The following is a 13,035-nucleotide window of genomic DNA, read 5'->3' as shown; positions in this document are numbered from 1 at the left end:
GGCCGGGCCGTACGGGAGGCAGGGCCCCGCCCCTCCGCGAAGGAGGACCGACGGGGCCCTGCACTCAGGTCACTTGGTGTTGATGACCTTGTCGATCTTGGCGTCCGCTTCCTTCGCGGCGTCCTCGACCGACTTCTTGCCGGTGCCGATGCTCTGCAGCATGGTCTGCAGGACCTGGGCCTTCTCGACCTGGCCCCAGCCCGGCGCCATCGGGACGAACCAGTTGGACTCGGCCGCGGTGGCCGGGACGACCGTCGCCGGGTCGTTCTTCAGGGTGGCGAGGTCGGTCTTGTTGTTGGGCAGGTTGCCCTTGCCCATCAGGCCCTTCTGGCCCTTGGCGCCGGTGAACGCGTTGATCCACTCGGCGGCGACGGTCTGCGCCTTCGACTTCACCGGGACGGCGAGGTCGGAGCCGCCCAGGAAGACCGGGAGGTTCTTGCCGGACGGGCCGGGCATCACGAAGTTCTCGAGGTTGCCCTTGAGCTTGCCGGTCTTGTCGCTCTTCGGGTCCTCGGCGGTCGCGCCCTCCCAGGCGGCGCCGAAGATCATGCCGGACTTGCCCTGGCCGTAGACGATGTAGCGGTCGGACTCGTCCTTGGTCTTGTCGCCGTGCATGTACGAGTCGACGACGTTCTTGAACTCGGTGAGGCCCTTGACCGACTCGGGCGAGGAGAGATTGGCCTTCCACTGGCCGCCCTCCTCCTTCGCGATGGAGCCGCCGGCGTCGTAGACGAAGGACATGGCCGCGTACCAGTCGCGGGTCGGCTGGTACCAGGCGCTGAACTTGTCGCCCTGCTTCTTCTGGATCTTGTCCAGGGCGGAGGTGAGCTCCTTGTACGTCTTCGGCGGGGTCTTCACGCCGACGGAGGCGGCGACATCCTTGCGCCAGTTGCCGACGCGGCCACCGGCGTAGTACGGCACGCCGTAGGCCTTGCCGTCGTAGGTCACGGAGGCCTTGAGGCCGTCCAGCCAGGCGTCCGAGTTCTCGAACTTGGCCGCGTCCAGGGGAGCGAAGGCGCCCTTGACCATGTAGCCGAGCATCTCGGTGTTGCCCATCTCGACCACGTCGGGCACCTTGTCGGTGGCGAGGACCGCGTCGAGCTTGGTGTTCTTGTCCGGCCAGCCGTAGTACTCGTGGTTGATCTTGATGCCGGGGTGCTTCGCCTTGATCGCCGCGTCGGCCGCCTTGACCAGCTCGGGCCAGTTGTTCTGCGCGTCGACCGTGAGCCAGACCGTCAGCTCCTTGGCGTCCGCGCCCTTGTCCGACCCCCCGGACTTGTCGTCGTTCCCGCACGCCGCGATGGAGAACATCATGCCCGCGATACCGATCGCGGCTATCAGCTTGCGCTTCACGCCACCCTCCTCAGGGATGTCACAAACCCCCCTGCTCCCCGCGGTGACATAACGCCGTGTACCACCCGTGGGGCCGGGACTGGACCAATGGTGTAGACCAGTACGGGGAGCTTGGCCTAGACCTAGGGGGGTGTCAAGGGTGTGTAAGCCCGTCCAGTCGGCCGTTATGGGACCTACATATGCAAGGACCTTTAAGTAGGTAAGCGGCATAAACAGCGGGCCTGTTCACGGCCCGCGGCGGAGCCGCCCGTGCGGCCGTCTGTACGCGATGGACTAGACCAACGGGTACGTCGACGGTATATAGAGGGGATCACGGAGCGTGCGGGGGACACTCGCACGTCAAGCCGTGCCACGATGTGAGCCGTGGCCGACGGTAGGTCGGTCGCTTCGGCATCCGGAGCCGGGAAGGCAGAGCATGAGCACCGACGTCAGCAGTGCGGAGAACGAGGGTGGGGCGCCCATCCGTACCGCGCGCGTGCCCAAGTACTACCGCCTCAAGAAGCACCTGCTCGACATGACGGAGACACTGCCGCCGGGTACGCCGGTACCGCCCGAGCGGACTCTCGCGGCCGAGTTCGACACTTCGCGCACCACGGTGCGGCAGGCCCTTCAGGAGCTGGTCGTCGAGGGCCGCCTCGAACGCATCCAGGGCAAGGGCACCTTCGTCGCCAAACCGAAGGTCTCCCAGGCGCTCCAACTGACCTCGTACACCGAGGACATGCGCGCCCAGGGCCTCGAACCCACCTCGCAGCTGCTGGACATCGGCTACATCACCGCGGACGAGAGCCTCGCCGGTCTGCTCGACATCTCGGCCGGCGGCCGGGTGCTGCGCATCGAGCGGCTGCGCCTCGCGAGCGGCGAGCCGATGGCCATCGAAACGACCCACCTCTCCGCCAAGCGCTTTCCCGCCCTGCGCAGGTCGCTCGTCAAGTACACCTCTCTCTACACCGCGCTCGCCGAGGTCTACGACGTCCATCTCGCCGAGGCGGAGGAGACCATCGAGACCTCGCTGGCGACCCCGCGCGAGGCCGGACTGCTCGGCACCGACGTGGGCCTGCCCATGCTGATGCTCTCCCGCCACTCGCTCGACCGGCAGGGCGAGCCGGTGGAATGGGTGCGGTCGGTGTACCGGGGAGACCGGTACAAGTTCGTCGCCCGACTCAAGCGCCCGCAGGACTGATCCGCGCGGGGTGGCGCGCGGGCCCGGACGGGCCGTCAGGATCCGTACCCCTCCGAGGGGTTGCGCTCCTGATGAGGGCCCCGCGCGCACCCTCACGAACCCTCCACACCCGCCGTCCGGCCAGGGGTTCCCGAAAGCGGAACCATCCCCTAGATTGCCTGCGCGTTACCCAGGTGATCGATGAGGGGACGGAGCCGACCCATGTCAGACCTGCCCGAAGTGAAACCACCGGTGGTGACACCGGTCCGTGCGGTGATCGCCATCTGTCTGCTCGCGCCCTTCGTGGCGATGCTGTGGGTCGGTTCCTACGCCAAGACCGACCCGGTCTTCATCGGCATCCCGTTCTTCTACTGGTACCAGATGCTGTGGGTGCCCCTCTCCACGGCGCTGACCGTGACCGCGTACGTGCTGTGGAAGCGTGACCAGCGGGCCCGCACCTCCGTGAAGGGAGGTGCCGGAGCATGAACGACGGTGTGAACGGCGTCGCCCTCGGCGTCTTCGTCTTCTTCTTCCTGGCCGTCACGGTCATGGGCTTCCTGGCCGCGCGCTGGCGCAGGGCCGACAACGAACACAGCCTCGACGAATGGGGCCTGGGCGGCCGGTCCTTCGGCACCTGGGTGACCTGGTTCCTGCTCGGCGGCGACCTCTACACGGCGTACACCTTCGTCGCCGTACCGGCGGCGATCTACGCGGCGGGCGCGGCCGGCTTCTTCGCCGTGCCGTACACGATCCTGGTCTACCCGCTGATCTTCACCTTCCTGCCCCGCCTCTGGTCGGTCTCCCACAAGCACGGCTATGTGACGACCTCGGACTTCGTGCGCGGCCGCTTCGGCTCCAAGGGCCTGTCCCTCGCCGTGGCCGTCACCGGAATCCTGGCCACCATGCCGTACATCGCGCTCCAGCTGGTCGGCATCCAGGCCGTCCTCGACGTGATGGGCGTGGGCGGCGGCGAGAGCACCAACTGGTTCGTCAAGGACCTGCCGCTCCTCATCGCCTTCGGCGTGCTGGCCGCGTACACCTACTCCTCGGGGCTGCGGGCCCCCGCCCTGATCGCGTTCGTGAAGGACACCCTGATCTACATCGTGATCGCGGTGGCCATCATCTACATCCCGATCAAGCTCGGCGGCTTCGACGAGATCTTCAAGGCGGCGAGCGACAAGTACACGGCCGCGGGCGCCGGCGGGCTCGTCCCCGCCGAGGCGGGCCAGTGGACGTACGCCACCCTCGCGCTCGGCTCCGCACTGGCGCTGTTCATGTATCCGCACTCGATCACCGCGACGCTGTCCAGCCGCAGCCGCGAGGTGATCCGCCGGAACACCACGATCCTGCCGCTGTACTCGCTGATGCTGGGCCTGCTCGCCCTGCTCGGGTTCATGGCGATCGCGGCCGGCGTGAAGGTGCAGAACGGCCAGCTCGCCATCCCCCAGCTCTTCGAGAACATGTTCCCGGACTGGTTCGCGGGCGTGGCCTTCGCCGCCATCGGCATCGGGGCACTCGTCCCGGCGGCCATCATGTCCATCGCGGCCGCGAACCTCTTCACCCGCAACATCTACAAGGACTTCATCAAGCCGGACGCGACCCCGCGGCAGGAGACCCAGGTCTCCAAGCTGGTCTCGCTCCTGGTGAAGGTGGGCGCGCTGGTCTTCGTCCTGACCATGGACAAGACCGTCGCGATCAACTTCCAGCTGCTCGGCGGCATCTGGATCCTGCAGACGTTCCCGGCGCTGGTCGGCGGGCTGTTCACCCGCTGGTTCCACCGCTGGGCCCTGCTCGGCGGATGGGCCGTCGGCATGCTCTACGGCACGATCGCCGCGTACGGGGTGGCCTCGCCGACCCAGAAGCACTTCGGCGGCAGCTCGAAGGAGATCCCCGGCATCGGGGAGATCGGCTACATCGGCCTGACGGCGTTCCTCCTGAACGTGGCCGTCTCCGTCGCCCTCACCTTCGCCCTGCGGGCGTTCAAGGCCCCGGACGGCGTCGACGAGACGTCGCCCGGGGACTACACGGCCGACGCGGGAGACCCCGGCGTCGAGACGGAGCTCCCCCCGGCCACGGCGGGCGCGAGCCACTAGCCGGCAGGAAGCGACAGCGCCGTACGACGGGCCGCCGGGCGGGAAGCCGGCGGCCCGTCGCCGTGCCGGGCGGGCGCCGCGAGGCCCTCGTACGCAGCCCGACGACATCCGGCCGCTCACCTACGAGTTGACGCTCCAGCACGCTCCGTAGCGCTCCCTGACACCGACTCGACACAACATGTGGGGGTACTCCCGAAGCCCGGCACAAGATGTATGCTCATGGTCGCTGTCGCCGCAGGGGAATCCGGTGCGAATCCGGAACTGTCCCGCAACGGTGTACTTGTGTGTGTTCGCGTATCCACGCGCCCGCACTCGCGTCAGTCCGAGGACCTGCCGACAGCGCGCCCCGGCCGTCCGGCCCGGGTGCCGACGACGTCCGGGCCTCGCGGAATGGGCCGGTGGACGCGGTGCGCTGCTGCCCAGAAGCGCTCCCGTGTGCCCCCTGCCTCCCCGCAAGGCCCCGTGCCGAGCGAGGGAGAGTCCCACGTGACCATCGCGCCAGCCGATCCGGCTTCACTGACCGCGCAGCAGGCCCCGGTGGAGACCGACGGTCCCGGAGCCGCGCTGCTGCGGACCCTGACGGATCTCACCGCCGACCTCCCCGACGCCGACCCCGGCCGGGTCGCCGCCGCGGCGCTGCGCGGCCGGTCCGCCCGCGCCGACGAGGCCGAGCTGCGCGAACTGGCCACCGAGGCGGCCGCAGGGCTCATCTCCGAGGATCCCGCCTACTCCCGGCTGGCCGCCCGCCTGCTCACGATCAGCATCGCCGCGGAGGCCGCCTCCCAGGGCGTCACGACCTTCTCCGAGTCGGTCGCCGTCGGCCACCGCGAGGGCCTGATCGCCGACCGCACGGCCGAGTTCGTCCGCCTGCACACGGCCCGCCTCGACGCGTTGATCGCCGCGTCCTTCGCCGAGGACGCCGACGACCGCTTCGGCTACTTCGGGCTGCGCACGCTGCACAGCCGCTATCTGCTCCGGCACCCGATCACCCGCAGCGTCGTCGAGACGCCCCAGCACTTCATGCTCCGGGTGGCCTCCGGCCTCGCCGAGGACGACACGGCCCGCTCGGTGGACGAAGTCACCGCGCTCTACCGGCTCATGAGCCGCCTGGACTACCTCCCCTCCTCCCCCACGCTCTTCAACTCCGGTACGCGGCACCCCCAGATGTCGTCCTGCTACCTCCTCGACTCCCCGCTGGACGAGCTGGACTCCATCTACGACCGCTACCACCAGGTGGCGCGCCTGTCGAAGCACGCGGGCGGCATCGGCCTGTCCTACTCCCGCATCCGCTCGCGCGGTTCGCTGATCCGCGGCACGAACGGGCACTCCAACGGCATCGTCCCGTTCCTCAAGACGCTCGACGCCTCGGTCGCCGCGGTGAACCAGGGCGGCCGGCGCAAGGGCGCGGCCGCGGTCTACCTGGAGACCTGGCACTCCGACATCGAGGAGTTCCTGGAGCTGCGCGACAACACCGGTGAGGACGCCCGGCGTACGCACAACCTGAACCTCGCGCACTGGATCCCGGACGAGTTCATGCGCCGGGTGAACGAGGACGGCACCTGGTCGCTCTTCTCCCCCTCCGACGTGCCGGAACTGGTCGACCTGTGGGGCGACGCGTTCGACGCGGCCTACCGCAAGGCCGAGGAGGCGGGCCTCGCCAGGAAGACCATCCCGGCCCGCGACCTGTACGGCCGCATGATGCGCACCCTCGCGCAGACCGGCAACGGCTGGATGACCTTCAAGGACGCCGCCAACCGCACCGCCAACCAGACGGCGGAGCCGGGCCACACCGTCCACTCCTCGAACCTGTGCACCGAGATCCTGGAGGTCACGGACGACGGGGAGACGGCGGTCTGCAACCTGGGCTCGGTCAACCTGGGCGCGTTCGTGGTCGGTCAGGACATCGACTGGGAGCGGCTCGACGAGACCGTCCGCACCGCGGTGACCTTCCTCGACCGCGTCGTCGACATCAACTTCTACCCGACCGAACAGGCGGGCCGCTCCAACTCCCGCTGGCGTCCGGTCGGCCTCGGCGTGATGGGTCTGCAGGACGTCTTCTTCAAGATGCGGCTGCCCTTCGACTCGCCGCAGGCCCGCGCCCTGTCCACCCGGATCGCCGAGCGCATCATGCTCGCCGCCTACGAGGCCTCCGCGGACCTCGCCGAGCGCCCCCAAGCACCTTCGACAGGCTCCGGTGCGGGGGAGACCCCCATCGGCCCGTTCCCGGCCTGGGAGAAGACCCGTACCGCCCGGGGCGTGCTGCACCCGGACCACTTCGACGTCGAGCTGAACTGGCCGGAGCGCTGGGCGGCCCTGCGGCAGCGGATCGCCTCGGTCGGCATGCGCAACTCGCTGCTCCTCGCGATCGCGCCCACCGCCACCATCGCGTCCATCGCGGGCGTGTACGAGTGCATCGAGCCGCAGGTGTCGAACCTGTTCAAGCGCGAGACCCTCTCCGGCGAGTTCCTCCAGGTCAACTCCTACCTGGTGGACGAGCTGAAGCGGCTCGGCGTGTGGGACGCGCAGACCCGCGAGGCACTGCGCGAGTCCAGCGGCTCGGTGCAGGGCTTCACCTGGGTCCCGCAGGACGTCCGCGACCTGTACCGCACGGCGTGGGAGATCCCGCAGCGCGGCCTGATCGACATGGCCGCCGCCCGGACCCCGTTCCTGGACCAGGCGCAGTCCCTGAACCTGTTCCTGGAGACGCCGACCATCGGCAAGCTCTCCTCGATGTACTCCTACGCCTGGAAGTCGGGCCTGAAGACGACGTACTACCTGCGGTCCCGTCCCGCGACGCGCATCGCCCGCGCGGCCCAGGCCCAGGCGCAGCCCGAGAAGACCATCCCCGTCCAGCAGGTGGCCGACCCCGACGCCGTCGCCTGCTCCCTGGAAAACCCCGAGTCCTGCGAGGCCTGCCAGTAATGACCGACACGAACACCCAGAAGAACCTGCTCGACCCGGGCTTCGAACTCACCCTCCGTCCCATGCGCTACCCGGACTTCTACGAGCGCTACCGGGACGCCATCAAGAACACCTGGACCGTCGAGGAGGTCGACCTCCACTCGGACGTCGCCGACCTCGCGAAGCTGACGCCGGGCGAGCAGCACATGATCGGCCGGCTGGTCGCGTTCTTCGCGACGGGTGACTCGATCGTGGCGAACAACCTGGTACTGACGCTGTACAAGCACATCAACTCCCCCGAGGCGCGGCTCTACCTGAGCCGTCAGCTCTTCGAGGAGGCGGTGCACGTCCAGTTCTATCTGACGCTGCTCGACACCTACCTGCCCGACCCCGAGGACCGCACCGCGGCCTTCGCGGCCGTCGAGAGCATTCCCTCCATCCGCGAGAAGGCCCAGTTCTGCTTCAAGTGGATGGACTCCGTGGAGAAGCTGGACCAGCTGGAGACCCAGGCCGACCGCCGCCGCTTCCTGCTCAACCTCATCTGCTTCGCCGCGTGCATCGAGGGGCTCTTCTTCTACGGGGCCTTCGCGTACGTCTACTGGTTCCGCAGCCGGGGTCTGCTGCACGGCCTGGCGACCGGCACCAACTGGGTGTTCCGCGACGAGACGATGCACATGAGCTTCGCCTTCGAGGTGGTCGACACCGTCCGCAAGGAGGAGCCGGAGCTCTTCGACGACCGGCTCCAGCAGCAGGTGACCGACATGCTGCGCGAGGCGGTCGAGGCCGAGCTGCAGTTCGGGCGCGATCTGTGCGGTGAGGGTCTGCCGGGCATGAACACCGACTCGATGCGGCAGTACCTGGAGTGCGTCGCCGACCAGCGCCTTCAGCGGCTGGGCTTCGCGCCGGTGTACGGCTCCGAGAACCCGTTCTCCTTCATGGAGCTCCAGGGCGTCCAGGAGCTCACCAACTTCTTCGAGCGCCGGCCGTCCGCGTACCAGGTCGCGGTGGAGGGCACGGTCGACCTCGACGAGGACTTCTGACCGTTCGTCTCCGGACGGTCCGGCCGTGGACGGCACCGCCGCGACGACCGGGTGACAGGTGGACGACCGAGTGACAGGTGACAGGGCTCCGGCCGCCATGGGCGGCCGGAGCCCTGTCGCGCGGAGAGGGATCCTGATCCACCGGTGACACGTCCAACCCGCAAGGAGGCCACCCCATGCGTCGAACGACCCACACCCGGACCATCGCCCTCACCGCCCTGATCCTGCTCCTCGCGGGCTGCGGCACGCAGAGCGGAGGCGACGCGGGCGGCAGCGGCACCGTGTCGCCGTCGCCCACCCCGTCCCCCCGGGACTGCGCCACGGCGAAGGCGGAGCTCGGCGCCGCCGACACCGGCGACACCTACTGTCTGGCACCCGGTGAGACGATCCGTGTCTCCCTGGACGGCACCACGCGCAAACCCTGGAAGCCCGTCAAGGCCGACGGCGGCGGGCTGGAGGCCACCAACAGCGGAATCGTCCTCCAGCCGGGCGACGCGTCCGCCGCCTACAAGGCGGTCTCGGCCGGAACGGTCCGGCTGACGTCCTCCCGGCCGATGTGTCCGAGTGATCCCGCCCGGGTCTCCTGCGACGGGCTTCAGGAGTGGACGGTCACCGTGGTGGTGACGAAGGAGTGAGGCCGCGGCGGCCGCCCGGCCTCCTGGCGGGGGCGGGCGGCGGCCCGGAGCTGACGGTCCACGCGCCGCTCGCGCGCGAGCCCGATCAGGGAGGGGAGTGCCACGGCCGTGAAGATACCGAGAACGGCCAGGATTCCGACGAGGTTGTCCGTCACTGAGTTCATGGACACTAGTGTCGCTTCGGTGACTCCTTACCATCAGTGGCAGAACTGCCGCACACCCTCGAATTACTGCCACTTCCACGGCACACTGGGGACATGCTGAACAACGTGGCGGCCGTCCTGCTCGACGGCGTGCATCCCTTCGAACTCGGCGTTGTCTGCGAGGTGTTCGGCCTGGACCGCAGCGACGAGGGCTTGCCCGTCTACGAGTTCGCGGTCGTCTCCGCCGAGGGGCCGACGCTCGGCACCCATGTCGCCGGGTTCACCGTCTCCACCCCGTACGGCCTCGACCGGCTCGAAGAGGCCGACCTGGTGGTCGTGCCCGCCGGGGACACCTACGCCGTACGCGGCTATCCGCCCGAACTGCTCGCGGCGCTGCGCCGCGTGGTGGACCGCGGGGCCCGGGTGCTCAGCGTCTGCTCCGGTGTCTTCGCGCTCGGCGCGGCCGGGCTCCTGGACGGCCGGCGCTGCGCCGTGCACTGGCAGCAGGTCGACGAGCTGGCCCGGCAGTACCCGCGGGCGATCATCGAGCCGGACGTCCTGTACGTGGACGAGGACCCGGTGATCACCTCGGCCGGCACCGCCGCCGGTATCGACGCCTGTCTGCACATCGTCCGCAAGGAGCAGGGTCCCGAGGTGGCCAACACCATCGCCCGCCGCATGGTGGTGCCGCCTCACCGCGACGGCGGCCAGGCCCAGTACATCGAGCGGCCCCTGCCGCGCTCACGGTGCGACACGGTCGGCGAGGTGCTGGTGTGGATGCAGCGACACCTCGACGAGGAGATGACCGTCGAACAGCTCGCGGCCCGTGCCCATATGGCGTCGCGCACCTTCGCACGCCGCTTCCAGCAGGAGACGGGGACCACGCCCTACCGTTGGATCCTGCGTCAACGGGTCCTGCTGGTACAGGAGTTGCTGGAGGCCACCGACGAGACGATGGACGCGATCGCGGGCCGCGCCGGCTTCGGCAACGCGGCGGCGCTGCGCCACCAGTTCGTCCGGAGCCTGGGGACGACTCCGCAGGCGTACCGGCGCACGTTCAGGGGCCCGAAGGCGGCCTGAACGTGCGCCGGTAGACGTGCGGGTCGGACACCGGCCGGGCCGGGCGCCCGACGGCCTCAGCGGGGACGGGCCTTCAGCCGCAGCTCGTGGGGCCGCAGGGTGATGCCGACGCGGGTCGTGCCGTCGGACCCGGACACCTGCTCGAAGCGCCACCGGGACGCCACGGTCGCTGTGACCAGGCTGAGCAGCGCCATCGAGAAGTGGTCGCTCGGGCACTTGCGGTTGCCGACACTGAAGGGACGCATCGCGTACTTCGGGATGTCCTTGGAGCGTTCCGGAAGCCAGCGGTCGGGATCGAAATCCAGATGCTCCTGGTACGACCGCGGGTCGCGCTGGATCGCGTACGGGCTGTAGATGATGTCGGCACCGGCCGGAATGCGATAGCCACCCAGCTCGGTTTCGGTCACCGCGCGCCGCGTCAATATCCATACGGCGGGGCGCAAACGCATCGCCTCGACGACGACATTGTTCGTATGCGACAGCCTCCGGACGTCGTCGAATCCGACGGGCCGGTCTCCGGCGACGGATTGGACCTCTTCGGCCACCTTGGCCGCCTGTTCCGGGTGTTCCGTCAGGACTTGGAGCAGCCACATGATCGTGGAGGCGATGGTTTCGCTGCCGGGAGTAAGTATCGCGACGACTTGGTCGTGGATCTCCTGTTCGTCGATGGGGTCGCCGTCGTCGTTCTTCGCTTCCAGCAATGCCGTCAGCAAATCGTCCGGCTTTTGACCAGATGCCCGTCGCTCGTCGATGATCTCATCGACGAGCGCATGCAAATCGGCCAATGCCCGGTCGAATGCACGCATCGAGGGAAGCGGGAGCCGATAGAGCGGCCCCGCGGGTATGACCATGCGCCGGTACATGCCGCGGAACACGGTGGCGAGGGCGAGGCTCAGCCGCTCGGCACGCTCGTCCATGAACCGGCCGCGCAGCAGGCAGCGGGCAGCCACGCGGACGGCGACGCGGAACGACTCGGAGGTGCAGTCGACGGCCGTCCCCGGCTCCCAGCGTGCCGCGAACGCGCGCGCCTCCTCCTCCATGATCGGGCCGTACTCGGGGATGATGTCGACCCGGAACGCGGGCTGGATGGTCCGCCGCTGGCGCCGGTGCTGCGGCCCGTTGGCCGTGGCGACGCCCTGCTTGCCCAGCAGCCCTTCGAGCGACTCCCACAGGGGGCCGCCGATCTCGTAGTCGGGGCTGAGCGCCAGGGCCCCGGTGAGCGCGGGGGTGGTCACGGCGTACACCGTCTTGGGGCCCATCCTGAGCCGCACGACATCGCCGTGGTCGCGCAGCTGGGCGAGGAAGCCCAGCGGGTCGCGGACCAGCTTCCAGCCGTGCCCGAGACCGGGCACCCCGCCTCCGGCGAGGGGCGGGACGGAGAGCTCCCGCACCTCGGGCACCTCGGGTCGTACCGACTCGACGGTCATTTCTCACCTGCCGCTTCGTTGTTGACGTACGGGGGTGTGGAGCGGTCGTCCCAGCTGTCGACCATGTACCGGCCCGACTCGTGGTGGAACCAGTACACGGAGCTGAACCAGTTCCGCATATTTCCGAGGCACGCCCTTACGGCGGCACTGGTCTCTTTCCCTCGCACGGTGCCGTCCTCGAGGGTGTCGGCGAGCCTCAGTACGTCTTTCTCGGTGACGAGGAATTGTTCGATGCATTCCTCGATCCGCCGCCTCACTTCGGTGACGGCTTCTTCGAGCGTCAGCCCCTGATGATGAATGAGACTGATTCCGAGATTGTGGACCTCGTCGCCCGCTATTTCCTTGGGCAGTGAACAGAGGTCGTTGTACCAGGCGGCGAATTCCTGACTGAGCAGCGCCGCCCGTTGAAATGCGGGATGCAGTCGCACTCTGTTGGGGATTTCCTGGCCCGCACTCGGTTCCAGAAGGTCGGTCCAGATCCAGTGGGCAAAGGTGAGCCGGCGGAGTTCGAGGTATTCCCCGACCGTGGGGACGGTGCCGGAGGTACGGTTCCGGAACTCCCGGTCGTACGCCTCGATCACCGCGTGGAAGTGGAGCGCGAACCGCTTGTTCCAGTTCTCTCCGAGGAACGAGTACAGCCGCACCATGCTGTCCGCGAACCCTGCCACCAGGGGATCCTGGTGGTGCAGATGGTCCCTGGGAGCGTCGAGGGCCGCGTGAAGCTGGAACCTGAGCCTCCGCCAGGCGCCCGCCCGGCCGTGCACGACATCGCGGTCGTGCCGGTCGTCCCAGACGAAGAACCACGCGCTGTAGTCCGCTATCGCCTGCAGGACCTCGTCGGGGGCGCCAATGTAGTAGCCCGCCATGAGGTCCGTGTAGCACAGGCCGTCGGCATATTCCTCGACCTTGTCCGCGGGCATCAGTCGTTTTTCGAGGAGCCAGGTCCGGGTCTTCTCCTGGAGTTTGGGCCAATACGGGTGCAGTTGACGGGGAAACTCGGACTCGATCACCGGGAGAGAGAGCGCCGGTGGTACCGCGATCGCTGTCGATGAAGAGCCGTATGAGAAAGCATGCACGAACAAACCCCTCTCAGCCGCCTGTTGACGTCACACCCCTCCACCTGTGCCGGGCGTGCGCCGTTGCGTATCCCCGCAGTTCCCATTCAGCACTACAACTGACCGTTCTGGGAACGGATTTGGCCCAC

Annotated in this window: 11 protein-coding genes and 1 riboswitch; of the genes, 7 read left to right on the top strand and 4 right to left on the bottom strand. The window is 68.5% G+C overall.

Annotation, left to right across the window (positions count from 1 at the left end):
* Positions 1-69: 69 nt before the first annotated feature.
* Complete coding sequence (locus tag ACWD68_RS05530) at positions 70-1,353, bottom strand: extracellular solute-binding protein (RefSeq protein WP_451805182.1); 1,284 nt, start codon at positions 1,351-1,353, stop codon at positions 70-72.
* A gap of 415 nt (positions 1,354-1,768) precedes the next feature.
* Between ACWD68_RS05530 and ACWD68_RS05525 the strand changes: the two genes are divergently transcribed.
* From ACWD68_RS05525 to ACWD68_RS05500, 6 genes are all read left to right on the top strand, one after another.
* A complete protein-coding gene (locus ACWD68_RS05525) occupies positions 1,769-2,533 on the top strand; it encodes a GntR family transcriptional regulator (RefSeq protein WP_451805181.1) in 765 nt (254 codons plus the stop codon).
* A 201-nt stretch (positions 2,534-2,734) separates the two neighbouring features.
* A complete protein-coding gene (locus tag ACWD68_RS05520; protein ID WP_451805180.1) occupies positions 2,735-2,998 on the top strand; it encodes a DUF3311 domain-containing protein in 264 nt (87 codons plus the stop codon).
* Positions 2,995-4,605, top strand: coding sequence for a monocarboxylate uptake permease MctP (gene mctP / locus ACWD68_RS05515; protein ID WP_451805179.1), 1,611 nt, complete (start codon positions 2,995-2,997; stop codon positions 4,603-4,605). The genes ACWD68_RS05520 and mctP overlap by 4 nt, the downstream gene beginning before the upstream one ends.
* A gap of 203 nt (positions 4,606-4,808) precedes the next feature.
* A riboswitch (cobalamin riboswitch) is annotated at positions 4,809-4,957 on the top strand.
* Positions 4,958-5,091: 134 nt separating this feature from the next.
* Positions 5,092-7,527 carry a ribonucleoside-diphosphate reductase subunit alpha gene (locus ACWD68_RS05510; RefSeq protein WP_451805178.1) on the top strand — a complete coding sequence of 812 codons (2,436 nt, stop codon included), beginning with the start codon at positions 5,092-5,094 and terminating at the stop codon, positions 7,525-7,527.
* Positions 7,527-8,546 (top strand): ribonucleotide-diphosphate reductase subunit beta, encoded by a 1,020-nt coding sequence (locus ACWD68_RS05505; protein WP_451805177.1) that lies wholly within the window; start codon positions 7,527-7,529, stop codon positions 8,544-8,546. Before ACWD68_RS05510 ends, ACWD68_RS05505 begins: the two co-directional genes overlap by 1 nt.
* Before the next feature lie 176 nt (positions 8,547-8,722).
* A complete protein-coding gene (locus ACWD68_RS05500; protein WP_451805176.1) occupies positions 8,723-9,181 on the top strand; it encodes a hypothetical protein in 459 nt (152 codons plus the stop codon).
* Here ACWD68_RS05500 and ACWD68_RS05495 read toward each other — a convergent pair.
* Entirely contained in the window at positions 9,142-9,345 is a 204-nt protein-coding gene (locus ACWD68_RS05495; protein ID WP_451805175.1) for a hypothetical protein, read from the bottom strand. The genes ACWD68_RS05500 and ACWD68_RS05495 overlap by 40 nt on opposite strands.
* A gap of 93 nt (positions 9,346-9,438) precedes the next feature.
* Here ACWD68_RS05495 and ACWD68_RS05490 point away from each other — a divergent pair, with 93 nt between their 5' ends.
* Positions 9,439-10,404: a helix-turn-helix domain-containing protein gene (locus tag ACWD68_RS05490; RefSeq protein WP_451805174.1), complete on the top strand. Its 966-nt coding sequence runs from the start codon at positions 9,439-9,441 to the stop codon at positions 10,402-10,404.
* A 56-nt stretch (positions 10,405-10,460) separates the two neighbouring features.
* On the opposite strand, the gene ACWD68_RS05485 is transcribed toward ACWD68_RS05490, so the two are convergent.
* Together ACWD68_RS05485 and cyc1 are read right to left on the bottom strand one after the other, a co-directional pair.
* Positions 10,461-11,831 (bottom strand): bifunctional albaflavenone monooxygenase/terpene synthase, encoded by a 1,371-nt coding sequence (locus tag ACWD68_RS05485; RefSeq protein WP_451805173.1) that lies wholly within the window; start codon positions 11,829-11,831, stop codon positions 10,461-10,463.
* A complete protein-coding gene (cyc1, locus tag ACWD68_RS05480) occupies positions 11,828-12,907 on the bottom strand; it encodes an epi-isozizaene synthase (protein WP_451805346.1) in 1,080 nt (359 codons plus the stop codon). Before cyc1 ends, ACWD68_RS05485 begins: the two co-directional genes overlap by 4 nt.
* Between the last annotated feature and the right edge of the window lie 128 nt (positions 12,908-13,035).

The sequence above is a fragment of the Streptomyces sp. NPDC005141 genome (genome assembly GCF_053599975.1).
Note: the sequence above shows the minus strand (reverse complement) of the source record. Positions and strands in the feature narration are given on the sequence as shown.

Excerpts from the sequence above, each read along its gene's own strand:
- mctP (WP_451805179.1), top strand. The coding sequence starts at position 2,995 with ATGAACGACGGTGTGAACGGCGTCGCCCTCGGCGTCTTCGTCTTCTTC.
- ACWD68_RS05495 (WP_451805175.1), bottom strand. The coding sequence starts at position 9,345 with ATGAACTCAGTGACGGACAACCTCGTCGGAATCCTGGCCGTTCTCGGT.
- ACWD68_RS05500 (WP_451805176.1), top strand. The coding sequence starts at position 8,723 with ATGCGTCGAACGACCCACACCCGGACCATCGCCCTCACCGCCCTGATC.
- ACWD68_RS05505 (WP_451805177.1), top strand. The coding sequence starts at position 7,527 with ATGACCGACACGAACACCCAGAAGAACCTGCTCGACCCGGGCTTCGAA.
- ACWD68_RS05520 (WP_451805180.1), top strand. The coding sequence starts at position 2,735 with ATGTCAGACCTGCCCGAAGTGAAACCACCGGTGGTGACACCGGTCCGT.
- ACWD68_RS05485 (WP_451805173.1), bottom strand. The coding sequence starts at position 11,831 with ATGACCGTCGAGTCGGTACGACCCGAGGTGCCCGAGGTGCGGGAGCTC.
- ACWD68_RS05490 (WP_451805174.1), top strand. The coding sequence starts at position 9,439 with ATGCTGAACAACGTGGCGGCCGTCCTGCTCGACGGCGTGCATCCCTTC.
- ACWD68_RS05525 (WP_451805181.1), top strand. The coding sequence starts at position 1,769 with ATGAGCACCGACGTCAGCAGTGCGGAGAACGAGGGTGGGGCGCCCATC.